At 37.8% G+C, this 23,992-nt stretch carries 23 protein-coding genes; 4 read left to right on the top strand and 19 right to left on the bottom strand.

Annotated features, from left to right (window positions below; genetic code table 11):
- Positions 1-78: 78 nt before the first annotated feature.
- From KE503_RS02965 to KE503_RS03015, 11 genes are all read right to left on the bottom strand, one after another.
- A complete protein-coding gene (locus tag KE503_RS02965; protein ID WP_212384439.1) occupies positions 79-1,293 on the bottom strand; it encodes an LL-diaminopimelate aminotransferase in 1,215 nt (404 codons plus the stop codon).
- A gap of 9 nt (positions 1,294-1,302) precedes the next feature.
- Positions 1,303-1,866, bottom strand: a complete 564-nt coding sequence (locus tag KE503_RS02970; protein WP_253029822.1) for an ANTAR domain-containing response regulator — start codon at positions 1,864-1,866, stop codon at positions 1,303-1,305.
- Between the two features lie 26 nt (positions 1,867-1,892).
- The gene (gene glnA, locus KE503_RS02975) at positions 1,893-3,224 is read right to left on the bottom strand and encodes a type I glutamate--ammonia ligase (RefSeq protein WP_212384441.1); all 1,332 of its coding nucleotides are present in this window, start codon (positions 3,222-3,224) and stop codon (positions 1,893-1,895) included.
- Between the two features lie 23 nt (positions 3,225-3,247).
- Complete coding sequence (gene carB, locus KE503_RS02980) at positions 3,248-6,448, bottom strand: carbamoyl-phosphate synthase large subunit (protein ID WP_055196707.1); 3,201 nt, start codon at positions 6,446-6,448, stop codon at positions 3,248-3,250.
- Positions 6,441-7,520: a carbamoyl phosphate synthase small subunit gene (locus KE503_RS02985; RefSeq protein WP_055196706.1), complete on the bottom strand. Its 1,080-nt coding sequence runs from the start codon at positions 7,518-7,520 to the stop codon at positions 6,441-6,443. Before KE503_RS02985 ends, carB begins: the two co-directional genes overlap by 8 nt.
- A 272-nt stretch (positions 7,521-7,792) precedes the next feature.
- Positions 7,793-8,434, bottom strand: coding sequence for an epoxyqueuosine reductase QueH (locus KE503_RS02990; RefSeq protein WP_055196705.1), 642 nt, complete (start codon positions 8,432-8,434; stop codon positions 7,793-7,795).
- Positions 8,435-8,453: 19 nt separating this feature from the next.
- Positions 8,454-8,702 carry a hypothetical protein gene (locus KE503_RS02995; RefSeq protein ID WP_212384442.1) on the bottom strand — a complete coding sequence of 83 codons (249 nt, stop codon included), beginning with the start codon at positions 8,700-8,702 and terminating at the stop codon, positions 8,454-8,456.
- The gene (locus tag KE503_RS03000; RefSeq protein WP_212384443.1) at positions 8,662-8,874 is read right to left on the bottom strand and encodes a hypothetical protein; all 213 of its coding nucleotides are present in this window, start codon (positions 8,872-8,874) and stop codon (positions 8,662-8,664) included. Before KE503_RS03000 ends, KE503_RS02995 begins: the two co-directional genes overlap by 41 nt.
- Before the next feature lie 82 nt (positions 8,875-8,956).
- On the bottom strand, positions 8,957-9,250 hold the full coding sequence (locus tag KE503_RS03005) for a hypothetical protein (RefSeq protein ID WP_212384444.1): 294 nt from the start codon (positions 9,248-9,250) through the stop codon (positions 8,957-8,959).
- Between the two features lie 33 nt (positions 9,251-9,283).
- Positions 9,284-9,484, bottom strand: coding sequence for a hypothetical protein (locus tag KE503_RS03010; protein WP_212384445.1), 201 nt, complete (start codon positions 9,482-9,484; stop codon positions 9,284-9,286).
- A gap of 62 nt (positions 9,485-9,546) precedes the next feature.
- Positions 9,547-9,732 carry a hypothetical protein gene (locus tag KE503_RS03015; RefSeq protein WP_212384446.1) on the bottom strand — a complete coding sequence of 62 codons (186 nt, stop codon included), beginning with the start codon at positions 9,730-9,732 and terminating at the stop codon, positions 9,547-9,549.
- 257 nt (positions 9,733-9,989) lie between these two features.
- Between KE503_RS03015 and htpG the strand changes: the two genes are divergently transcribed.
- The 3 genes from htpG (at position 9,990) to KE503_RS03030 (ending at position 13,897) form a co-directional block, all read left to right on the top strand.
- A complete protein-coding gene (gene htpG, locus KE503_RS03020; RefSeq protein WP_212384447.1) occupies positions 9,990-11,990 on the top strand; it encodes a molecular chaperone HtpG in 2,001 nt (666 codons plus the stop codon).
- Between the two features lie 255 nt (positions 11,991-12,245).
- Positions 12,246-12,950, top strand: coding sequence for a YoaK family protein (locus KE503_RS03025; RefSeq protein WP_249182944.1), 705 nt, complete (start codon positions 12,246-12,248; stop codon positions 12,948-12,950).
- A gap of 2 nt (positions 12,951-12,952) precedes the next feature.
- Positions 12,953-13,897: an AEC family transporter gene (locus KE503_RS03030; protein WP_117944708.1), complete on the top strand. Its 945-nt coding sequence runs from the start codon at positions 12,953-12,955 to the stop codon at positions 13,895-13,897.
- Here the strand turns inward: KE503_RS03030 and asnB are convergent, their stop codons facing one another.
- The 3 genes from asnB to dpsA are packed head-to-tail and all read right to left on the bottom strand — an operon-like array spanning position 13,898 to position 17,216.
- On the bottom strand, positions 13,898-15,754 hold the full coding sequence (gene asnB, locus KE503_RS03035; protein WP_212384449.1) for an asparagine synthase (glutamine-hydrolyzing): 1,857 nt from the start codon (positions 15,752-15,754) through the stop codon (positions 13,898-13,900).
- Between the two features lie 15 nt (positions 15,755-15,769).
- A complete protein-coding gene (locus KE503_RS03040; protein ID WP_009263984.1) occupies positions 15,770-16,360 on the bottom strand; it encodes a dipicolinate synthase subunit B in 591 nt (196 codons plus the stop codon).
- The gene (gene dpsA, locus KE503_RS03045) at positions 16,344-17,216 is read right to left on the bottom strand and encodes a dipicolinate synthase subunit DpsA (protein ID WP_212384450.1); all 873 of its coding nucleotides are present in this window, start codon (positions 17,214-17,216) and stop codon (positions 16,344-16,346) included. The genes KE503_RS03040 and dpsA overlap by 17 nt, the downstream gene beginning before the upstream one ends.
- A gap of 269 nt (positions 17,217-17,485) precedes the next feature.
- Between dpsA and KE503_RS03050 the strand changes: the two genes are divergently transcribed.
- Positions 17,486-18,067, top strand: coding sequence for a 50S ribosomal protein L25 (locus KE503_RS03050; RefSeq protein WP_212384451.1), 582 nt, complete (start codon positions 17,486-17,488; stop codon positions 18,065-18,067).
- Positions 18,068-18,102: 35 nt separating this feature from the next.
- Here KE503_RS03050 and KE503_RS03055 read toward each other — a convergent pair whose 3' ends face one another.
- From KE503_RS03055 to KE503_RS03075, 5 genes are read right to left on the bottom strand one after another with little or no spacing between them, the layout of a single operon-like run.
- Positions 18,103-19,131: a DUF3878 family protein gene (locus KE503_RS03055; RefSeq protein WP_212384452.1), complete on the bottom strand. Its 1,029-nt coding sequence runs from the start codon at positions 19,129-19,131 to the stop codon at positions 18,103-18,105.
- A gap of 31 nt (positions 19,132-19,162) precedes the next feature.
- Complete coding sequence (recQ, locus tag KE503_RS03060; RefSeq protein WP_212384453.1) at positions 19,163-21,040, bottom strand: DNA helicase RecQ; 1,878 nt, start codon at positions 21,038-21,040, stop codon at positions 19,163-19,165.
- 15 nt (positions 21,041-21,055) lie between these two features.
- Positions 21,056-21,619 carry a chromate transporter gene (locus KE503_RS03065; RefSeq protein ID WP_212384454.1) on the bottom strand — a complete coding sequence of 188 codons (564 nt, stop codon included), beginning with the start codon at positions 21,617-21,619 and terminating at the stop codon, positions 21,056-21,058.
- Positions 21,616-22,209: a chromate transporter gene (locus tag KE503_RS03070; RefSeq protein WP_212384455.1), complete on the bottom strand. Its 594-nt coding sequence runs from the start codon at positions 22,207-22,209 to the stop codon at positions 21,616-21,618. Before KE503_RS03070 ends, KE503_RS03065 begins: the two co-directional genes overlap by 4 nt.
- A gap of 30 nt (positions 22,210-22,239) precedes the next feature.
- The gene (locus tag KE503_RS03075; protein WP_212384456.1) at positions 22,240-23,988 is read right to left on the bottom strand and encodes an ABC transporter ATP-binding protein; all 1,749 of its coding nucleotides are present in this window, start codon (positions 23,986-23,988) and stop codon (positions 22,240-22,242) included.
- Between the last annotated feature and the right edge of the window lie 4 nt (positions 23,989-23,992).

The following is a 23,992-nucleotide window of genomic DNA, read 5'->3' on the forward strand; positions in this document are numbered from 1 at the left end:
TAAACAAAAAAAGAATGGAACACCCTATTCCTGATATCCCATTCTTTTCTAAATCGCATATTTAATTTAATAATTAAATTACATTCTCTTGATTCGTTCGATCGCTTCAACTGTATTCTCATAGTTACCAAACGCTGTAAGTCGGAAGTATCCTTCTCCGCTTGGTCCGAATCCTGATCCTGGTGTTCCAACGACGTTGGCATCTTCTAACAGATGATCAAAGAATTCCCAAGATGTCATGTTGTCTGGTGTCTTTAACCAGATGTATGGTGCATTGACACCACCAGATACTGTATATCCTGCATCCTGTAATCCGTTAAAGATTACTTTTGCATTGTTCATGTAGTATCCAACCTGTTCTTTTAACTGAGCTTTTCCTTCTTCAGAGTAAACTGCTTCTCCAGCTCTCTGTACGATGTATGGAGCTCCGTTATATTTTGTTCCGTGACGTCTTGCCCATAACGCATGTAACTGTGTATCTCCACATTTTAAATCTTTAGGGATAACAGTATATCCTAAACGAACTCCTGTAAATCCTGCGTTCTTAGAGAAACTCTTTAATTCGATCGCACATGTTCTTGCACCTTCACATTCATAAATTGTGTGTGCAACGTTATCTTCTGAGATATATGCTTCGTATGCTGCATCATAAATGATCACGCATCCGTTTTTGTTTGCATAATCTACCCATCCCTGTAACTGGTCTTTTGTGATTGTTGATCCAGTTGGATTGTTAGGGAAGCAAAGGTAAATGATATCTGGTACTTCGCTTGGGAAATCTGGTGCGAAGTTATTCTCTGCTGTACATGGCATGTAGATAACATCGCTCCATGTTTCTGTTGCTTTATCATATGTTCCGGCTCTTCCTGCCATAACGTTTGTATCTACATATACTGGGTATACAGGGTCACATACGGCAATCTTGTTATCCTTTGCAAAGATTTCCTGAATATTTCCAGAATCACATTTTGCTCCATCACTTACAAAGATTTCATCTGCTTTGATATCTGCTCCACGATCCTGATAATCATTCTTTGCGATTGCATTTCTTAAAAATTCATATCCAAGGTCTGGTGCGTATCCGTGAAATGTTTCTGCATGTCCCATTTCATCTACTGCTTTGTGTAAAGAGTCAATGATCGCTGGTGCCAGAGGCTGTGTTACGTCTCCAATTCCTAAACGAATAATATTTTTGTCAGGGTTTGCCTCAGAATATGCATTCACTTTTTTCGCAATTGTTGAAAATAAGTAGCTTCCAGGCAGTTTCAAGTAGTTGTCGTTAATTTTAAACATAAATTCCTCCTAGTTATGATATATTAATGATTCTTTGATCATTTTTGCCATTTCGATAAGTCCCACACCACTGTTCATACTTCGCTGCTGTATATATGCGTGGGCTTCGCTTTCTGTGATCTGATTATTCTGCATCAGTAATTCTTTGACTTCATCAAGCAGACGGATTTCTTCTCTAGTACGTTGTTTCGGCCGTTGTTTCCTTCGTCTTTGCTTCTCAGAAATTTCGGTAACGATCTCTCTCGTTTTCTCGACAAGTTCATGCCCCTTAAGAGGCATCGGAAGTCCTGTCACGTTCGGATACACACAGTCATCTAAATATTGGCGAGAAGCGATCAACAGCATCTTTATCTCTCCTGAGAGGTATTCTCTTAACTCGCTGTAGATCATATCTGAGCATTTGTATCCGCAGACGACAAGCCCTTCCTCAACACCTTCCATACGTTGAACTACCTGTGCACCCGTTGCACACACAGCGGTTACTTCAAAACCGCTTCTTACCAGAAGATTTCTGATACTTCTGGCGACTTCTGTTTTCGGGAATAAAACGATGACGTTTACCAAGCTTCTCACCTCCCGTATCAAGTATCTGTCAATCATTAGATCTTATATAAATAACGATCGACTTCCCATTGTGATACGAACTGTTGGTAAGATTCCCATTCAGCACTCTTAGCTTCCACATATTTATTAAAGATATGATCTCCTAAGAGTTCTTTCATATAAGTGCTTTGTTTGAAAATCTCAAGAGCTTCTTTCATGTCTCTTGGCAGTGTATTGATTCCTGCTTTTTGTTTTTCTCCCTCAGCCATCTCATACTGATTCTTCATGGAACCCTTTCCAGGGGTTAATTTGCGCTTGATCCCATCTAATCCTGCTGCAAGGCTGACTGCCAGTGCAAGGTAAGGATTGGCTGCAGAATCAGGACTACGAAATTCAAGTCTTGTTCCGCTTCCACGGGCTGCCGGTACTCGAATGAGCGGGCTTCTGTTTGACGGTGACCATGAAACATCAACCGGTGCCTCATATCCTGGTACGATTCTCTTATAAGAGTTGACCAGTGGATTTGTGATCAGACACATCTCATTTGCATGTTCCATGACTCCTGCCATAAAATAGAAAGCTTCATCACTGATCCCAAGTTCATTCTTAGAATCAGCAAAAATGTTCTTTCCATTCTTCCATAAGGACATGTTAAGATGCATTCCAGAACCATCCACTCCTGTAATTGGTTTTGGCATAAAACTTGCATAAAGTCCATGTCTTTTGGCAATATATTTTACGATAAATTTAAATGTGAGGATGTTATCGGCCGTTCTTAAGGCATTGTCGTACTTAAAATCGATCTCATGCTGTGCAGGTGCAACTTCATGATGAGATGCCTCGATCTCAAATCCCATATCCTCAAGATTCAAGATCATATCTCTTCTGGCACTTTCTCCAAGGTCTAATGGAGCTACATCAAAATATCCGGCTTTCTCATGAGAAACCGTCGTTGGGCGGCCTTCTTCATCTGTGTGGAATAAGAAAAATTCACATTCCGGACCGATGTTAAATTTATACCCCATCTTCTGGCACTCAACCATCACACGTTTTAGTACATTTCTTGGATCCCCTTCAAATGGGAGTCCATCCTGACCATATACATCACAGATCAGTCTTGCCACACGGTTTCCTCCCGCATTCCACGGGAAGATCGCAAAGCTGTCAAGATCTGGATATAAATACATATCAGATTCTTCAATGCGGACAAATCCATCAACACTGGATCCATCAAATGTACACTTGTTATCTAATGCTTTCTCAAGCTGTCTTGCGGTGATCGCGACGTTCTTCATTGTTCCGAACAAGTCAGAAAACTGTAGTCTGATAAATTCTACATCGTTTTCTCTGACGAGGTCTATCACATCTTGTTTTGTGTATCGACCCATAACATCACTCCTTCTTACTTCTATTAAATCTGTGCGATATCAACTACGCTGAGCTGATCTCTGTTTCCTGTTTCCAAACTAGTCAGCAGAGCATCTGCCGTATCAAGACTTGTAAGGCATGTTACTCCTGTTTCGATCGCGTAACGGCGGATCAGGAATCCATCTTTGCTTCGACCTACACCCTGTGATGGTGTATCAATGACTAAATCAATTTTATCATCTAAAATGAGATCTAGCAAGTTTGGAGATGGTTCTTCTAATTTATTGATTGGTTTTGCATGAACTCCAGCTTCATTTAAGACTCTGCATGTGCTCTTTGTTGAGAAGATCTCATATCCTAACGCTTCAAATCTATGTCCGATATCGATCGCATCGATCTTATCAGAATCCTTGACTGTTAAGATCATCTTCTTATATTTTGGAAGATTGACTCCAGCTCCTAAGAACGCTTTATATAATGCTTCATGGAAGTTCTTAGAAATACCTAAGCACTCACCTGTAGATTTCATTTCAGGTCCAAGGCTGATCTCTGCTCCTCTTAATTTTTCAAATGAGAAGACAGGTTTCTTCACTGCATAGTATTCAGATTCTTTCTGAAGTCCTGGTTCATATCCAAGATCTCTGATCTTTGCCCCTGTGATCACTTTCGCTGCTAATGCTACGATCGGAATACCTGTTACTTTACTGATATAAGGTACAGTACGGCTAGATCTTGGGTTTACTTCGATGACATATACTTCATCATCTGCTACGATAAACTGAATGTTGATCAGTCCGATAACGTGTAATGATTTTGCAAGTTTTCTTGTATATTCTGCGATGATTCGTTTAATCCTGTCTGTTAAATTAATAGATGGATATACGGAAATACTGTCTCCTGAATGGATTCCGGCACGTTCCACATGTTCCATGATTCCTGGAATCAGAATATCTGTTCCATCACAAACAGCATCAACTTCGACTTCTTTACCAACCAGATATTTATCGATCAAGATTGGATGTTCCTGCTCGTAACGGTTGATAACTTCCATAAATGCTGTAATATCTTCATCAGATACCGCAATCTGCATTCCCTGTCCACCAAGTACATAAGAAGGTCTTACAAGCACTGGATATCCAAGTTCATGTGCAACTTTGATTGCTTCTTCGCATGTAAAGACTGTTGTTCCTTTTGGTCTTGGGATACAGCATTCTTCTAAGATCTCGTCAAATAATTCTCTATCTTCAGCTGCATCTACATTTTCAGCACTTGTTCCAAGGATTGGTACTCCCATCTTCATCAGTGCTTCTGTTAATTTGATCGCTGTCTGTCCACCGAACTGTACGACTGCACCGTCTGGTTTCTCAAGATCTACGATACTTTCTACATCTTCTGCTGTTAATGGTTCAAAATAAAGTTTATCAGCAACATCAAAGTCTGTAGAAACTGTTTCAGGGTTGTTGTTTACGATGATTGTCTCGTATCCTTCTTTGCTTAATGCCCATACACTGTGTACAGAACAGAAGTCGAATTCGATACCCTGTCCGATACGGATTGGTCCAGAACCAAGTACCATGACTTTTTTCTTTCCTGATGTTTCTTCGACTTCATTTTCTCCGTCATAGCAAGAATAGTAGTAAGGTGTTGCTGCATCAAACTCAGCTGCACATGTATCTACCATCTTGTAAGATGCATGAATATTATATTCATTTCTTAATTCTTTGATCTCACGTTCTGTCTTACCTGTTAAGCTTCCGATCACTTTATCTGGGAATTCTAAACGTTTTGCTTCCTGTAATAAAGCTTTATCTAATGTATCGGCTTGTGCTAATTTCTTTTCCATCTCAACTAAGACTGCGATCTTATCTAAGAACCAGCGGTCAATCTTTGTGATGTTAAAGATCGTATCATAGTCAAATCCACGACGAATTGCTTCTGCGATCACATAGATACGAAGGTCGTCGATCTTTTCAAGTTCTTTTAATAATTCATCATCTGTTAATTTATCGTAATCACCGAAGATTAAGCTGTCTACATGCTGCTCTAAGGAACGAATGGCTTTCATTAACGCTCCTTCGAAGTTTGTCCCGATACTCATAACTTCTCCAGTTGCTTTCATCTGAGTTGTCAAAGTACGTTTTGCATGAATAAATTTATCAAATGGAAGTCTTGGCATCTTAACGACACAGTAGTCAAGCATTGGCTCAAAACTTGCATATGTTTTCTTCGTTACCGCATTTTCAATTTCATCTAATGTATATCCAATCGCGATCTTGGCTGTTACTTTCGCGATTGGGTATCCTGTTGCTTTGGAAGCTAACGCTGAAGAACGGCTTACTCGAGGGTTTACCTCGATAACACAATATTCAAAGCTGTCTGGATTTAATGCATACTGTACGTTACATCCACCATGAACGTCTAATTCTGTGATGATATTTAATGCAGATGTACGAAGCATCTGGTATTCTTTATCTCCTAATGTCTGAGATGGAGCAACTACGATACTGTCTCCTGTATGAACACCAACTGGGTCGATGTTTTCCATGTTACAGATTGTAATACATGTTCCATTTTCGTCACGCATTACTTCGTATTCGACTTCTTTCCATCCACCGATGTAACGTTCTACTAATACTTCCCCTACACGGCTTAAACGAAGACCATTTTCAAGGATTGTCTCTAATTCTTCCTGATTGTGGGCGATTCCTCCACCACTTCCTCCAAGTGTATATGCTGGACGAAGTACAGCTGGATATCCGATCACTTTGGCGAATTCTACTCCATCTTCTACAGTTTTAACAACCTGTCCTGCTGCGATCGGTTCTCCGATCTTTTCCATTGTCTGCTGGAATTCCAGGCGGTCTTCTGCTTTCTTAATTGTTGATGGAGATGTACCGATCAGTTTCACTCCAGATTTTTCAAGATATCCGCTTTCTACTAATTCCATTGCAAGGTTTAAGGCTGCCTGTCCACCAAGTGTTGGAAGGATACTGTCCGGTTTTTCTTTTTCGATGATCTTTTCAATGACAGGAGCTGTTAATGGCTCGATATATACTTTATCGGCAATATCTTTATCTGTCATGATTGTTGCAGGGTTTGAGTTTACTAAGACTACTTCCACTCCTTCTTCCTGAAGTGCTCTACAAGCCTGTGTTCCTGCATAGTCAAATTCTGCTGCCTGTCCAATAACGATTGGTCCTGACCCGATTACAAGTACTTTCTTTATATCTTCTCTCTTAGGCATTTTTTGCTCCTTTCATTCTATCCATAAATTCATCAAATAAATAATTGGTATCCTGTGGTCCAGGACATGCTTCTGGATGGAACTGAACTGTTCGAATATTTTTATTTTTATAGTCTAATCCTTCGATTGTTTTATCATTTACATTGATAAAGGAAACTTCTGCAACATCTGGATCGATTGTTTCTTCTTTGATCACATATCCGTGGTTCTGAGAAGAAATGTAAACTCGTCCGCTCTTTAAATCTTTGACCGGATGATTTCCTCCACGATGTCCCCAACGCATTTTTTCTGTGTCAGCACCTGTTGCAAGTGCCATTAACTGATGTCCTAAACAAATTGCAAAAATTGGTACTTCACTGTCATATAACTTCTTGATCTCTTTGATGATCTCTACACATTCTTTTGGATCTCCAGGTCCGTTTGATAACATAATTCCATCTGGATCATCTCCTAAGATTTCTTCCGCTGTTGTATCTGCAGGATAAACTGTAACGTCACATCCACGTTTTTGTAAAGAACGGATAATATTATTTTTTGTTCCAAGATCTAATAATGCAACTTTAAATCCATCTCCAGGAAAATGTTCTTTTTCTGTTCTTGAAACAGTTTTTACTGCATTTGTCACTCTGTATTCTTTTAATTTTGGAAGAATTTCATCTAAATTAAAATTAGGATTTGTAGTGATCATTCCACCCATGCATCCGTGCTCTCTTAAGATCTTTGTGATTGCTCTTGTGTCAACACCACAAACACCTGGGATATCATGTTCTTTTAGATAATCTTCTAAGTCTTCTTCTCTTCGGAAGTTACTTGAAGTTCTTGAGATTTCTCTTACGATAAAGGCTGAATGCCAAGGTTTTTCAGATTCGATGTCCTCTAGACATACTCCATAGTTTCCAATCAGTGGATAAGTCATTACGACTCCCTGTCCCTGATAGGAAGGGTCTGTTAATACTTCTAAATAACCTGTCATGGAAGTATTAAATACGACTTCACAGATCACTTCTTTTTGGGCTCCAAAACTTTTCCCCTCAAATACGTGTCCGTCTTCCAATATCAAAAATGCGTTCATGTAATTTTTCCTCCTAAAAAGTCTCATTCATAGGGTATATAGTAGAAAAGACTAACTTTCTACCTATAGAATAAGGGTTTGCTCATAACCCTTATTGTTTGTATAAAAAAAAGAAATATCCTAAAATAAAAATTACGAAGCTAAGTATTGGAAATTCAGCCATTTTGTCCTTCCAATACCTGGGTCATTTTTTATTTCAGAAATATTTCTCTACAAATTGTAAAAATTTTATCATAAATTTTTTGTCGTTGCAAGTACTTTTTTGTATTTTTCTACATTTTTTCTATGTTTTTTTGTTTGTTCATCCGTTCTTCACTTTCTCGTTTCGAGAAAATGCAACCGCAGAAATTCTGGCGATACAGATTATATTCTTTGGATAACTGAATAGATCTCTGGTAGCCACCTTTCTTTTTAAAATCTGATGGCAGAAATTCTACGCCCAAAAGTTCTCCTGCTTTCTGTCCTAATTCATTCAGCCATGATGCGTTTTTTAATGGGCTGATCGTAAGTGTTGTTGTGAAATAATCGTATCCACCTTCTTTGGCAAGTTTCGCTGCCTGATCTAGTCTTAGTTTGTAGCAGCGATAACATCTCTTGCCACCTTCTGGTTCCTGTTCGTAGCCCTTTGCCATATCAAAAAACGTCTGTGGATCATATCCTGCATCAATTACTTTAATTGGAAGATTCATTTCATTGACCAGACGCTGCTGCTCATGAACTCTTTTTTCGTATTCTTCCTTGGAATCGATGTTTGGGTTGTAGTAGTCGATGGTGATGTCGAAATACTGAGAGAGGTATTCCAGAACGTAGCTGCTACATGGAGCACAACAACTATGCAGTAGCAATGTTGGTTTCGTTTCTCCTAAATTTTCGATTACTTTATCTAATTGCTTTTGGTAATTTATTTTGTTCATTAATTATCTCTTTCTGGTCTTATTTTTCTCTTTTAAGTGGTACCGCAAGAAGTCTGTCTACTTCTTGTTCCTGCAGCATACCATAAGACTCAAATCCATTCTCCTGTTCTATATTTGACATAAAATAAACTTCGTCTTTCTGAAAAGACTCCATCCATACAGATATAACATCGATTGGAACTGCCTGTAAATTATCGATCTGTGGCACAACTCCATCACTGGCATATTCATAAGTATTTTGTAGTGTTTTTCCATTCTCCATCTTCAAATAAATAACTGCATACATAGACATGAAAAAAGAACATGATCACATCACTCAATATAAATACCATAAAATTGCTGATACGCACCATATAATATCCAAGACTTCCTACACATCCACGAAATATATACGCAAGTGCATCATTAAAAAGAAGGATTGCCGTAAAGAACTGCATCAACTGCAGCCATTTCCTTTCCGTAAAACTTTTACTTTCTTTAATTAAACATACTATACCACACTTTTTTTTAAAAAACCATAAATCATTTACTTCGGATCAAATAATACATCACACATCCCGTCATGCATGAAATTGCTTCAGAAACTAATAATGAAAATATCACTCCATTTAACTGGAACAACTGATTTCCAATAACAATTGCTGGAATTAAAACAAGGCCTGCAAGAACATAGTCTCCATATTTCATTGCATAATAATTAAACATAAGACTCGAAATGATCAACAAACCATCAAGAATCATTGGAATTGCCATATGCCATATTGCTTTTGAAACAGGTGCTTCCAAAAGCCAGTAATTTTCGTTTTTTGAATTCATTTCTTTCTTCTCCTTTTTCTAAAAAAAGAAGTCCTATGGAGCTGTCCCTGAAAGATCTTCTAGAGCTGTTCCTCTGAAATCATGAGAAAAATGTTCAAATCCACTTCTCCTGATAAATGGCATTCCACCAAATCCATATTCCTCTACCACTTTCTCAAATTGTTCTCGTCCCATATGTAACTGAATTCTTTCCATCCACTCATATGCTTCCTGATCTAATGGGTTTCCAACCATTTCTTCCAGCGAGGAAAGAATTCAATCAATGTAGGAAGAAAATTGCTCTAATTCTTCATTGGTCAGACAATCAAAGATTTCTTTATATCAATCTCTGGCTGAATCTTAAGTAATGCAAGAACTCTTCCCTGTCCTTCATTTCTATTTTCATAAATATTGTGTTCCTTACAATTCATCATCTGATAACGCCTTAAAAGCCATTGAAGAGTCATTAGCTTTTTGTAAATATCTTTATACATCTCATCCATTTGTTTTTCCTTCTTTATTTTATACAGATACTTGTATATTTATATATTACTGGTACCTGTTATATGTGTCAGGCATTTTTTACAGGTAGCTGTAGAATTAACAAGTATATGTATTATTAGCACTCTTTTTTATTGAGTGCTAATTTTTACTTGACTTTTATCAACTTTGGTTCTACAATAACATTTATAAAAGTTCTATTTGACATAGAACACTTAAAATAAGACTAAAATATTTTTAAATAAAGGAGTGTAACATTATGGCAGAAAAAAAAGGAACTCTTTCCATTAACAGCGATAATATTTTTCCAATTATTAAGAAATGGCTTTATTCCGATCACGATATTTTCTTCCGTGAATTAATCTCTAACGGATGCGATGCCATCACAAAATTAAAGAAATTAGACATGATGGGAGAATACAATTTCCCAGAAGGACATAAAAATAAAGTTGACGTTATCATTGATCCTGAGAAGAAAACTTTAAAATTCATCGATACTGGTCTTGGTATGACAGCGGACGAAGTTGAGAAATACATCACGCAGATCGCATTTTCTGGAGCGACTCAGTTCTTAGAGCAGTACAAAGATAAAACAGAAGGTGACCAGATCATCGGACATTTCGGTCTTGGTTTCTATTCTGCATTTATGGTAGCTGATGAAGTTACGATTGATACTCTTTCTTATAAAGAAGGAGCTGAACCTGTTCACTGGACTTGTGATGGTGGTACAGAGTATACAATGACAACTGGTACAAAAGAGACTGTTGGTACGGAGATCACTTTATTCTTAAATGAAGAAAGTACAGAATTCACAAATGAATACCGTGCAAGAGAGATCATCGAGAAATACTGCTCTTTCATGCCAACTGAAATCTTCTTATCTGTAGAAGGTGCTGAACAGGAATTTGAAACAATCCCAGAAGATCAGATAAAAGATGATGATGTTGTTGTAGAACATATTCATGAAGATGCAAAAACAGAAGAAAAAGAAAACGAAGATGGTACAAAAGAAACAGTTGAAGTATCTCCAGCAAAAGATCTTGTAAAGATCAACAAACGTCCTCTTTCTTTAAGTGATACACATCCACTTTGGAATAAACGTCCAAATGAATGTACAGACGAAGAATACAAAGAATTCTACCACAAAGTCTTCCATGACTTTAAAGAGCCATTATTCTGGATTCATCTGAACATGGATTACCCATTTAACTTAAAAGGTATCCTTTACTTCCCACAGATCAATACAGAGTATGATTCCATCGAAGGTACGATCAAGTTATATAACAATCAGGTATTTATCGCGGATAATATCAAAGAAGTCATTCCTGAATTCTTAATGTTATTAAAAGGTGTGATCGATTGTCCTGACCTTCCACTGAACGTATCAAGAAGTGCTCTTCAGAACGATGGATTCGTGAAGAAAATTTCTGATTACATCACAAAGAAAGTTGCTGATAAGTTAACTGGTATGTGCAAGACAGACCGTGAATCTTATGAAAAATACTGGGATGATATCAGTCCATTTATCAAATTTGGATTCATCCGTGACCAGAAATTTGCAGATAAGATCAAAGATTACATCTTATTTAAGAATATGGAACATAAATATGTAACATTAAGCGACCTTGTTCCAGCTCCTGCAAACGATGATGATGTGACAACTTTATACTATATCACAGATGAAGTTCAGCAAAGCCAGTATATCAATATGTTCAAAGAACAGGATATGGATGCTGTCATTTTAAATCATAACATTGATTCTGCATTTATCACACAGATCGAACAGCAGAATCAGCATATCAAATTTAAACGTATCGATGCGGATGTCGAAGATGCCCTTAAAGAAGATGTAGATGAAAAAGAATTAGATGAAATCAAGACTTCTTTAACTGACCTGTTTAGAAAGACTTTAAACAAAGAAAATCTTGAAGTTCACGTTGAAAAATTAAAAGATGCAAAGATTTCTTCTATCATCACTTTATCTGAAGAAAGCAGACGTATGCAGGATATGATGAAGATGTATGCAATGCCTGGTATGGACCCTAATATGTTTGGTGCTCCTGCACAGGTTCTGACTCTAAATGCAAATAATACACTTGTGAAATATCTGTTTGAGCATGGAGATGCCCAAAATGCAAAGATTATTTGCGAACAGCTGTATGATCTTGCCATGTTAAGTCATACAACATTAGCTCCTGAAGAAATGACGAAATTTGTTCAGAGAAGTAATGAGATCATGGAAATGATCACGAAATTTTAATTTGCTAGTTTGATGACGAAAATTATTGGTGGAATATTATAAAAAGGGTTATCTGTCTGCGACGCGCTCTCGCTCGACTCAGACAGATAACCCTTTTTATAATATTCAAATAATTTACGTAATCGAAACCACTACCGTCTTCAGTTAGTGAATGCAAGCCTACATACAAATCATAACTTTACAATTCTTCTGGATGGTTATATAATATTTTGGAAATATTTTAAGAAAGCTGGTTTTTTCATGTGTAGTAGGGATATGGATCGTTGGATCCATTTTAATATGGCAATCGTTGGGGGATTTCTTGGTGGTTTTTCGATTCTTAATCATCATGAACTCTTTGGTTCTGCGCAGACTTCGAATCTGATCTCTGTATTTGCAGATCTCGCTGGACACCCAGATGCGAATTTCTTTGTGCGACTTCTTGGTGTTTTTATTTATATGTTTGCATTATCACTGACAGTGATCTTACCGAAGTTTACAAGGCTGCATCTTCCTTATGTCAGTCTTTTTATAGATGCAATGGCAGCCTTGATCGTTGCTTTTCTTCCATCGGATCTGAATGATTTCATTGCCCTCTATCCGTTGTATTTTGCAATGGCAATTCAGTGGTGTTCCTTTAAGGGTGGGGATGGATTTACCTGCTCTACAATTTTTTCTACGAATAACCTGCGTCAGTTTACGACATCTATGACAGAATATCTTTGCAGTAAAGATCCCGACGCCTTAAGAAAATGGAAATTTTTCGCTTCTGTTTTGCTTTGTTTCCATTTTGGTGTTATCGTTTCTTATCTATCTTGCAAAAACTTTGGACATACTGGTTCTCTCGTATGTTTTCTGCCTGTTTTCAGTGGTTTTTGTCTTGTGTGGACGAGAAAACATTTTGTTGCAGTGAAACATTTTATCTACCACTACCTGATCACACCAAGTAAAAGTTCAGCTTATACTACAGAAAGTGAGTAATTATGGAAAATTTAATCTTTAGCTTAAACGCTACAGTTCCTGTCTTTTTGATGATGATCTTAGGACTTGTCTTTAAAAAGATTGGATGGATTGATGATATTTTTGCTTCGAAAATGAATAAGTTTGTTTTTATGGTTCCTTTGCCTGTCTTGGTATTTGAGGATCTTGCAACGGTTGATTTTTCAAAAGTCTGGGATGTTAAGTTTGTCCTGTTTTGTTTTATCGTTACCATGATCAGTATTACGATTTCTTTTCTGATTTCTTGTCTGCTAGGTGATAAAACGATCCGTGGAGAATTTATTCAGGCGGCTTACCGAAGCAGTGCTGCTCTCCTTGGAATCGCATTTATCCAAAACATTTATGGAAATGCCGGAATGGCTCCTTTGATGATCATTGGAAGTGTACCATTATATAATATGATGGCTGTTGTTGTCTTATCTGTATTTAAACCTGGACAGAGTGGGCTTGACCATACTGTTGTGAAAAAAACGGTCAAAGGAATCGTGACAAACCCAATCCTTATCGGAATTGTTGCTGGACTTGTCTGGTCTGCATTAAAAATTCCAATGCCTGCAATCCCTAAAAAAGTTATTTCAAGCATTGGAAATGTCGCCACTCCAATGGGACTCATGGCGATGGGCGCTACCTTCGATATCAAAAAAGCTTTTGGAAAGATCAAACCATCTTCCATTGCTGCTTTTATGAAACTTATTGGTCTTTGTGCCATTTTCCTGCCAATTGCAGTGAAACTTGGATTCCGTACCGATAAGTTGGTTGCCATCCTTATCATGCTTGGTTCCGCAACAACAGTAAGTAGTTTTGTTATGGCGAAGAATATGGGACATGAGGGAACTCTTTCTTCCAGTGTTGTCATGTTAACAACGATGTTTAGTGCATTTACAGTTACGGGATGGCTATATATTTTAAGACATTTTATGTTAATCTAGCTAACTTAGATCCAATGTGATCTGGTATTTTTCCAGCCAGTAATTGACTTGCAGAAGGTAAGCGATCATCTGAGGACCTGCCATCAGCTGTCCATACCATGGTTTACCATAGTCTTTCGGACTGTCTAAGAATCTGCTTAGTTTATATGCATCGATCAGTTCTTTGATCGGTGCTCCTTTTTTTGCCATAACTTTCAGAAGTTCTTTGGATAAGATTTTTTCATAGTTTGGATCATAAGTCTTTGGATATGGACTTTTTCTTCGATACAATACCTCATCTGGCAGAATTCCTTCCCCTGCTGCTCTTAGCAATCCTTTTACCACACCATTTAAACATTTTAACTCCCACGGAACATTATAAAGATATTCCACGATCCTGTGATCAGCAAACGGCACTCGTGCTTCTAACCCACAATGCATGCTCGTGCGATCCATGCGATCCATTAAGGTTACCATAAACCATCTTAGATTCAGATAAGAAATCTGCCTTCTTCTAGCTTCTATCCGATCTTCTCCATAAAGTTTTGGCGTCTCATTGATCGTCTTTTGATAAGCTGTTCTTGCATAAGATTCTAAATCCACTTTCTGTATGATATCATCATTTAACAGCATTTTTCTTGGCTGCATATCCATAGACCATGGGAAGATCTCTGCCTTGAAGCATTCCTCTTTATGAAACCATGGATAACCGCCAAAAATTTCATCTGCACACTCCCCTGTTAATGTTACTTTGTTATATTTTACAACTTTCGAACAAAAATATAGCATCGAAGACTCCACATCTGCCATACATGGAAGATCTCTGGCATCAACTGCTTTGTATAGATTTTCGATCATATTTTCATTGTCGCATTCCAAATATCTGTGATCTGTCTTTGCATGATCAACCATCTTATCAACCCATGGACGGTCTTCGCTTGGCTGGAAGGCGTTTGATTTAAAATATTTATGATTATTTACAAAATCAAAGGAAAATGTGTTTAAATTTTTTCCTTCTTTTTGAAGCTTTTTCGCACAGATTGCTGTGACAAGACTACTGTCAACTCCACCGGATAAAAATGTACTGATTGGAATATCGGATAACATCTGCATTTCCACGGCATCTTTTACTAGCCACCTTGTATGCTCGATCGTATCTTTTTCGCTGTCTGTGTGTTCTTTCGCTTTCAATTCCCAATATGCACGATCTTTCAGCCCTTCACGATCGTATTCCAGGAAATGCCCTGGAAGGACTTCATAAATATCTTTGAACACTCCTTTTCCATATGACTTTGCAGGTCCCAACCCAAAGATTTCACAAAGTCCTTCTCTGTTGATCACTGGTTTGACTCCTGGATAGGCAAACAAGCCTTTGATCTCAGATGCAAAAATTAATGTATCTCCCCGTTTTGTATAGAATAATGGCTTCACACCAACACGATCTCTGATCAAATATAATTTCTTCCGTTTTCCATCCCACAGAGCAATAGAAAAAATTCCATTCAACTCTTCAATATAAGAAATTCCATACCTGATATACCCGGTTAATACAACTTCCGTGTCACTCGTTGTCGAAAACATTTCTCCTTCTTTGATCAGTTGTTCTTTTAACGTTTTCATGTTATAAATCTCGCCATTTAAGATGATTGCGTAGGTATTTCCTTCTTTCTTTTTACACATTGGCTGATGTCCCCTGTAAAGGTCAAGGATTGACAATCGTACATGCCCTAATGCACAGCCATTTTCCAAAAATATCCCTTCATCATCTGGACCTCGATGTCTTTGAACTTCATTCATTTTCTTTAAGATCTGATATATTTCTTTCTCTGTTTTTTTATCATTGTTTCTAGGATTTAGAAATCCTGCAATTCCACACATACACGCTACCTCTTTTTATTTTTTATGATCAATGAGAACCGGCTGGTATTGTCTGCCTTTTAATGCCTGCAAAATTGTTGGAATGAGCAGTCTTGTATCCGCGATCATGGAGTTTGGCTTCTTTACCGGATCATCCTGTCCGAATGGTACAAAATAAATATGCTTATGATTTAAAAGATTCCCGATATTCTTAAGATTCATACCTAAGGCATCATTGCTCGCCATAGAGATAACGACTGGTTTTTCATTCCGCAGCTGCGCTTTAGCTGCCATTAAAACCGGGGTATCTGTAATTCCATTGGCAAGTTTCGCCATGGTATTTCCTGTACATGGCATTAGAATCAGGATATCCAGACACCCTGTCGGACCAATGATTTCTGCTTCTTCAATCGTTTTCATCGGTTCATTTCCTGTCATATCGTGTGCTCTTTTTACAAATTCCTCACCTTTTCCAAACCTGCATTTGATATGCTGGGATATGTCAGAAAAGATCGTCTGCAGGATCGCACCTTCTTCTAGTAAGCGATCGATCTGTTCAAAGGCTTTTGTGTAAGTGCAAAAGGAACCTGTCATTGCTACTCCGATTCTTTTATTTTTCAATACCATGTTTGATCTCTCCACTGATTTCTAAAACTTTTTTTGCAAGCATGATTCCAGAAGATTTCGGGGAATAAATGCCTGGAAGACTTGGGCATAGTTTTGCACAGATTCCTAGTTTTTCCGCCATTTGATGGTTTGTTCCACCAGGATAGGAAGCAATATCTATGATGCAGGATTCTTTGGAGATCTTTCTGAGGATATCTTCTTTTAGGATCTGTTTTGGAACGGTATTAAAAATATGATCATACTGACAGATCCGCCGTTTTAGTTCCGTAAAATCCATAACCTCAAGTCCAAAAGATTTTGCATGACTTCTTGCTGTTTTATTTCTGGCACAAACTGTTACCTGAGCATCCATTCCTTTTAGTTTCGCTGCAAGAACTTTTGCACATCTTCCATAGCCAAGGACCAGACAACGACTTTTGTGAAGATTGATCGGCTGCATCTTGATCGCTTCCATGATCGCACCTTCTGCAGTTGCGATCGCATTGTAGATAGCGACATCATCCATTTTCATGAAGTCAAATGCTTTGATTCCTTTTTGTTCACATTCATGTCGAATTTCTTCATTGATACATCCCCCAAATAAAATCTGTTCTTTCGTCATTTCTTGAAGCAGTGTTTCTACTGACATTTTTTTGTTGCTAGAACTTCCTGTGATTTCCCCGTTTTTTGAAAAAACGACGGGTCCAATCATGCACTTCGCTTCTCTTATGACATTTTCAAAAGATTTACCTTCCTTGCATTCTGAGCCTTCTTTTTTGGTTGCATATGTGATAACCTGATATCTTTGATTTTTTAGATAGTTGGCTAAATATACCTGTCTCATATCACCGCCGATAACGGCAAAATCATAAATCACAGTCTTTTTTCCTTTCTTTTTTCTTCTATTTAATATATGTGATTTTTATTCATTTTGTTCTTTTAAAAATACATCAATTTTACCCCTTTAAAAATTAAAAAGTAGTGATATAATAAACTCAAGTGCATAGAAACACCTACAATACAGCAAGAGCTTCCACTACACTGGAAGCTCTTTTTGTGTATTTATATATTTTGTACACAAAGTACTTCCGGTGTTATACCATAACATGCATAATATCTTAATGTTTTTTCAAGGAGGAACTTTTTATGAACACATTAACTGCAGAAAAAAGAGATTTGAAAACAAAGGCTAAAAAATTAAGAAAAGAAGGTTATGTTATCGGAAATCTGTTTGGCAGAGATATCGAAAATTCCATTCCATTGAAAGTTGATTCCCGTGAAGCCGCTAAATTCTTAAAGGATAACAAAAAAGGAGCTCATATTACTTTGCTTGTTGACGGAGAAAATGTAGACGCCATCGTAAAAGAAATCGACTACAATGCCATGAAAAACGAAACAATGTTTATTAATTTCCAGGCATTAGTTGCTGACGAAAAGATTCACACAACTGCTGTGATCGAATTATTAAACGAAGATGCTGTACAGAATGGTATCGTTGAACAGTCCTTATCTGAAATCGAATACAAAGCATTCCCAGCTGATATCGTTGAAAAGGTTGAGATTGATTTAACACAGTACAATGTTGGTGATATGATCCATGTCAAAGACTTGTCATTAGCTGCTAACAGCAAGATCTCTCTTGTTACACCAGAAGATACTTTGGTTGTTAACATCGCAGAACCAGAAGCTGCACCTGAGGATGAAGACGAAGAAGCGGCTGAAGAATAAATAAATCAGTGAAAGAAAAGACTCGATTTTCATAATTAAAAATCGAGTCTTTTTATTTTGCCTTTTCTTTGATATCCTTTAAAAAATCCAGCATTTTTTCTCGGATGTTTTTCTCTGCATTCTGAGATCATCAACTGAATCTTAAATTTAAAATCTTCAGATTCCAAGATCGTAAATGGATGTTCTTCTGTTACACAAACCGATAAATGTTCGCTCTCATATTGTGGATACGTTCCTGTAAATCCTTGTTCTTTCAGTTTTTTATCAACCTGTTCCCTGTATCGTTGAATCTTCTGATCGATTCTTTCTCCATAATTCCTTGCTGGATATGGATCAGAAGCATTGCAGACTTTCTCGCAGATCAATTCATATAAATCTTGTCTCTTTGGATCTTGCAGTTTCTTTGCAAGCGTCATCTCCATTCGTTTGGTTGGGTGCTTCTCATATTTATCAATCCATTTTAAATAATCTTTATCACCTGCCTGCATAGCAAGATTTCTCATACATTCTAATCCTTCTTCGGTTTTGTCATGCCATTCTTCTGGATCTTCATTGATCGGGAAATAGTAATAAAATGGTGCAAATTCGATCAGTGACATGATCTCCATCTCTTGATCATTGCACACTTCTTCCCCCAAAAAGCGGTATTTTTCACGGATTGTTCCGATCATATAGACTAGCTGGCGCCACTGCTCGGCTCCTTCTCTCCAGAAATGTCCGATCTCATGATACCGGTAACAGTTCGTATGTTCCATGATCGCATCAAACCACATCGTAAAGACACTTTCTTCTCCCTGATGAACAATTAACCCATAACGACCTTCTCGTTCTTCTAGTTGTGCCCACATCTCTCCTTCATAGTCTTTGTCATATTTTCCAGAGATACGAAGTCCATGAAAACTTAGATAACACTCAATTGCATCGTTCATCATATATGGAACATATCCTGTTTGATTTCCATCTTTTTCTTCGACTTGAAGTTCAAACACTTGATATTCAAATATCTGCGCAAGCAACTGTGTGGATCTTGATATTTCTTCTAAATTTGTTTCAAAATAGTTCATACGGAATTCCTTTTCCTATTATCTATGCATTTTATTTATATTTCTGAATTTCATTTAAAAAACGTTCGCCATATTTCTGAAGCTTATGTTCTCCGACTCCATTGACTTCTAACATTTCCCCATCATTAGAAGGTTTCATCGTACTCATATGTACCAGTGTCTTATCGGAAAATATCATATATGGCGGGATCTTCTGTTCGGATGCGATCGTTCTTCGAAGTGCACGTAATGCTTCGAACAATTCTGTATCTCCCTCAGCAAGTGCTGCCACAGCCCCTGCTTTCTTACGTTTCTTCGTCTGAATCTTGCGTTCTTCTTTCTCTTTTTCGACTTCTTTTGGAATCTTGATCTCAAATTTCCAGTTATCATCGATCTTAGTAATATCTGCAACGCTTAAAACCGGATATTCATCAGCTGTCATTTCCAGATATCCATAGACTAACATTTCATTGATGATCTGCCGTATCCTTGCAATGCTTTCTGATGCCAATGCTCCATATTGTGAATTCTCATCTAAATGACGGCTTAATACTTTCTGGCTCTTTGAACCTTTTAAAATATCAACGATCGTGGATAGTCCGAAATCTCGATAACATTCTCTAATACATTGGATGATAGCTTTCGCTTCCATTGTTGCATCAACCGTTTCAAATTCGGTCAGACAGTTTAAACAATTCCCACAATATCCGCTTGTTTGTTCTCCAAAATAATTTAAAATATAATGGCGTAAACATTCTTTCGTATAACAATAGAACGTCATCTGACGAAGTCTTTCCCAGTCTCTTTCCATCACGATCTGTTTTGTGATCGCATCTAATTCCTCATTCTCCTCTCCATTTTCGATCAAAAAACGATTGGTTCGGTTATCAACCGGTGCATAATATAAGATACATTCCGCAGGTTCTCCATCACGTCCTGCTCTTCCTGCTTCTTGATAATAACTTTCCATGTTCTTCGGCATATTATAATGAACAACAAAACGGACATCCGGCTTGTCGATTCCCATTCCAAAGGCATTTGTCGCTACCATGATCTGCTTTCTGTCATAGATAAAATCTTCCTGATTTTCCTTTCGTTCTTCATCCGATAATCCTGCATGGTATCTTGTCACAGAGAATCCATCTTCTCTTAACTGATAGCAGACTTCCTCAACATTTTTCCTAGACAGACAATAAATGATCCCGCTGCTTCCTGGCATCTTTTCTTCTTTTTCTTTTAAATAACTTAGTAATTCTCTATACTTATCCCTTGGACGTTTTACTGCATAGTAGAGATTTTCCCTGTCAAATCCTGTTGTTAACACAAATGGATCTCTTAGATTTAAAATATCCATAATGTCATCCCTGACTTCTGCTGTCGCTGTTGCTGTATATGCAGTCAGTACAGGACGATACGGAAGTTTCTTTAAAAATTCCAGAATTTTTAGATAACTTGGTCTGAAATCCTGCCCCCACTGAGACACACAATGTGCCTCATCAACTGCCAACATTGATATCTTCACTCCACTATTTAGCGCAAAATTGATAAAACCTTCTGTTTCCAAGCGTTCTGGTGCCACATAGATGATCTTGTATCTTCCCTGCATCGCATATTTTAATGCGGTATGATACTGTCCCTGTGTCAGAGAACTATTTAAAAATGCCGCATGAATTCCGGCTTGATTCAGTGTCCCAACCTGATCTTTCATCAGCGAGATCAGTGGTGAGATCACGAGTGTAATCCCATCCATCATCAACGCCGGAATCTGAAAACAAAGAGACTTTCCTGCTCCTGTCGGCATGATCCCTAAGACATCCTGACCATTTAATGCTGCCTCGATCAATTGTTCCTGACCTTGGCGGAATTCATCATATCCAAAGTATTGTTTTAATAGTTTCTTCGCTTCTTGTATCTTACTCAAATCTATCACTTCCTATTGTTTTATTTATATTCCCATCAAAAAACTTCCGATCACATTTAACACACCCGCAAGCAGCATAACAATGATCGGATCTTTTTTCTTTTTCGATAAAAGGTACATACAAATGACAAAAATACCACCCTGTATCCAGTTGATCTGTTGAAGATCTATATGACTTCCCTGAAAAAATGCCTGCGTAAGGATCGTAATTCCAGAAGTTAAGATCAGTGCGATCACCGCAGGGCGTAAGGTATTTAACACCATTTGTAGTCCTTCCATATGACGATATTTTACATAAAAATAAGCGATCACTGTAACGATCACACATGCTGGGAATACACATCCCATCGTTGCGCATAATGCTCCTTGCCATCCAACTACCCTTATGCCAACAAAAGTCGCCGCATTAATTGCGATCGGTCCCGGTGTCATCTGCGAAATCGTTACGAGATCTCCAAATTCAGACACAGACAGCCAATGATATGCATCTACCACCTGCTGCTGTATCATTGGCATTGCTGCATATCCGCCTCCGAAACTAAATGCTCCGATCTTTAAGAAGCTTAAAAATAATTGCAAATAGATCATTTTCTGCCTCCTGTCTTCTTTCTTGAAATACCATATTGTACGATTCCAATTCCAATACATGCAAGAATAATGTAGATCACACTAATATCAAAGACATAACTTGCCATAAATACCACAACCATAATGATCGCAAGTTCTATTCTGTTTTCCTTCTTACTTTGCCCTTTTGCCATCTCATACACAACACTGATGATCACCGCACCAACACCCGTCTGCATTCCAGAAAGCATCGCTGCAACAATCCTGTTATCCCGAAACATTTCATAAAAAACAGAGACCACAGATATGATCAAAAATGGAGGCAGAACAGCTCCGAATACACTTACGAGCACGCCACTGATGCCTGCCAATTTATACCCAACAACGATCGCCCCATTCACTGCGATCGCTCCTGGGGCTGATTGTGCGATTGCCACCAGATCAAGCATTTCATCTTCTTCGATCCAATGATATTCATTCACAAACTTCTTCTGCATCAAAGATACGATCACATAGCCGCCACCAAAGGTAAATGCACTTAAATAAAATGTTTCTATAAACAGCCTTAATAATTTTTTCTTTTTTCCTTTTCCCATTCCTTTTTCTTCCATATGACATCCCCCAGTGAAAAATCTTACCATTTATACTGGTGCAAACTGGCTGTTATATAATCTGGCATACGCACCATTTTTCACTAAAAGTTCTTCATGTGTTCCCTGCTCCAAAATATGTCCATTTTCCATAACAAGTATCACATCCGCATTCTGAATCGTTGAAAGTCGGTGGGCTACGATAAAACTTGTTCTTCCTTTCATCATCGTTTCAAATGCTTTCTGAATTCGGATCTCTGTCATCGTATCAATTGATGATGTCGCTTCATCTAAGATCAGCATTGGAGGAAGGCTTAACATGATCCTTGCAATACAAAGGAGCTGTTTCTGTCCTTGAGAGAGATTTCCGCCACCTTCTGTAATGATCGTATCATAACCATCTGGCATTCGCTCGATAAATCCATGCGCATTGGCTTCTTTTGCTGCCATGATCATCTCTTCCTCAGTTGCATCTGGTTTTCCATAGCAGATATTTTCACGGATCGTTCCTGCTTTTAACCATGTCTCCTGAAGTACCATTCCATAACTGGATCGTAAACTTTCTCTCGTGACATCCCGGATATCATTTCCTTCCACCTTGATCATTCCTACATTCACATCATAAAAACGCATTAACAGATTGATCAACGTTGTTTTCCCACATCCTGTCGGTCCAACGATTGCAATCCACTGTCCTGGTTCCACTTTCAGATTAAAATCCTGGATCAAAGGTACTTCTTTCACATAAGAAAAGTCCACATGCTCTAATTCGACATTTCCTTTCACATCCTGTAACGCCTTCGCATCTTTGGCATCAGGAATCATCGGCTCCTCATCTAATAATTCAAAAACTCTTGCCGCAGAAGCTAAAGAATTCTGAAATTCTGTGATAACCCCTGTGATCTCATTAAATGGCTTTGTATACTGGTTTGTATAACTTAAAAAACTTGATAACTGACCAACACTGATACTTCCGCGAATAACACTCATACATCCTGCGATCGCAACCCCTGCATAGATTCCTGAATACATAAATCTGGTTGCCGGATTTGTGATAGATGAGAAAAATGTCGCTCTTAAGGAGTAATATGCAAGATCATCATTGATCTGATCAAACTCTTCTTGTGCTTTTGCTCCATGATCAAACACTTTGACTACTTTAATATTTCCAAGCATTTCATTGACAAATCCTGTCATCTTTCCTCTGGTCTGAGATTGTTTCTTGAACATATTAAAGCTTCGTTTTGAGATAAAACTTGCGATAAAAAACGAAAATGGACTTAAAATAACAACGACCAATGTGATCCATGGATTGATTCCTAACATAAAACAAATCGTTCCAATGATCGTGATCACTCCAGTAAACAACTGTGTAAATCCAAGCAGCAATCCATCCGTAAACTGGTCAATATCCGTTACGATCCGGCTGATCAAGTCTCCTGAGGAGTGTGCATCTACATAAGATAATGGCAGTTTCTGCAAATGCTCAAATGCCTGAATCCTTAAATCTTTTCCAATCTTATATGTAATCTGATTATTGACATGATTCATCAGCCACTGTGCTGCTGCCGTCAATACAATACAGATCAAGATCGTTTTTATAATACTTATCAATCTTGTAAAATCAACATTTCCTTTTGATATAAGGCAATCCACACCTTGTCCTGTCAGAATCGGAACATAAAGTGTCAGCGCCACACTGATCACCGCTAATATTAAAGACGCAAAGATTAAAAATCGATAAGGCTTCATATATTCCATGATTCTTTGTAATGTCTTTTGTTTTTTGTCTTTCTTCATGGTC

Origin of the sequence: Anaerostipes sp. Marseille-Q3525 (assembly GCF_018223505.1) — a bacterium.
GTDB lineage: Bacteria > Bacillota > Clostridia > Lachnospirales > Lachnospiraceae > Anaerostipes > Anaerostipes amylophilus.

What these genes read in the sequence shown, in the direction of transcription:
- KE503_RS02965 (WP_212384439.1), bottom strand. Translation starts at nt 1,293, where the DNA reads ATGTTTAAAATTAACGACAACTACTTGAAACTGCCTGGAAGCTACTTA.
- glnA (WP_212384441.1), bottom strand. Translation starts at nt 3,224, where the DNA reads ATGGGTCGATACACAAAACAAGATGTGATAGACCTCGTCAGAGAAAAC.
- carB (WP_055196707.1), bottom strand. Translation starts at nt 6,448, where the DNA reads ATGCCTAAGAGAGAAGATATAAAGAAAGTACTTGTAATCGGGTCAGGA.
- KE503_RS02985 (WP_055196706.1), bottom strand. Translation starts at nt 7,520, where the DNA reads ATGAACGCATTTTTGATATTGGAAGACGGACACGTATTTGAGGGGAAA.
- KE503_RS02990 (WP_055196705.1), bottom strand. Translation starts at nt 8,434, where the DNA reads ATGAACAAAATAAATTACCAAAAGCAATTAGATAAAGTAATCGAAAAT.
- KE503_RS03005 (WP_212384444.1), bottom strand. Translation starts at nt 9,250, where the DNA reads ATGAATTCAAAAAACGAAAATTACTGGCTTTTGGAAGCACCTGTTTCA.
- KE503_RS03010 (WP_212384445.1), bottom strand. Translation starts at nt 9,484, where the DNA reads ATGGTTGGAAACCCATTAGATCAGGAAGCATATGAGTGGATGGAAAGA.
- KE503_RS03015 (WP_212384446.1), bottom strand. Translation starts at nt 9,732, where the DNA reads ATGGATGAGATGTATAAAGATATTTACAAAAAGCTAATGACTCTTCAA.
- htpG (WP_212384447.1), top strand. Translation starts at nt 9,990, where the DNA reads ATGGCAGAAAAAAAAGGAACTCTTTCCATTAACAGCGATAATATTTTT.
- KE503_RS03025 (WP_249182944.1), top strand. Translation starts at nt 12,246, where the DNA reads ATGGATCGTTGGATCCATTTTAATATGGCAATCGTTGGGGGATTTCTT.
- KE503_RS03030 (WP_117944708.1), top strand. Translation starts at nt 12,953, where the DNA reads ATGGAAAATTTAATCTTTAGCTTAAACGCTACAGTTCCTGTCTTTTTG.
- asnB (WP_212384449.1), bottom strand. Translation starts at nt 15,754, where the DNA reads ATGTGTGGAATTGCAGGATTTCTAAATCCTAGAAACAATGATAAAAAA.
- KE503_RS03040 (WP_009263984.1), bottom strand. Translation starts at nt 16,360, where the DNA reads ATGGTATTGAAAAATAAAAGAATCGGAGTAGCAATGACAGGTTCCTTT.
- KE503_RS03050 (WP_212384451.1), top strand. Translation starts at nt 17,486, where the DNA reads ATGAACACATTAACTGCAGAAAAAAGAGATTTGAAAACAAAGGCTAAA.
- KE503_RS03055 (WP_212384452.1), bottom strand. Translation starts at nt 19,131, where the DNA reads ATGAACTATTTTGAAACAAATTTAGAAGAAATATCAAGATCCACACAG.
- KE503_RS03065 (WP_212384454.1), bottom strand. Translation starts at nt 21,619, where the DNA reads ATGATCTATTTGCAATTATTTTTAAGCTTCTTAAAGATCGGAGCATTT.
- KE503_RS03070 (WP_212384455.1), bottom strand. Translation starts at nt 22,209, where the DNA reads ATGGAAGAAAAAGGAATGGGAAAAGGAAAAAAGAAAAAATTATTAAGG.
- KE503_RS03075 (WP_212384456.1), bottom strand. Translation starts at nt 23,988, where the DNA reads ATGAAGAAAGACAAAAAACAAAAGACATTACAAAGAATCATGGAATAT.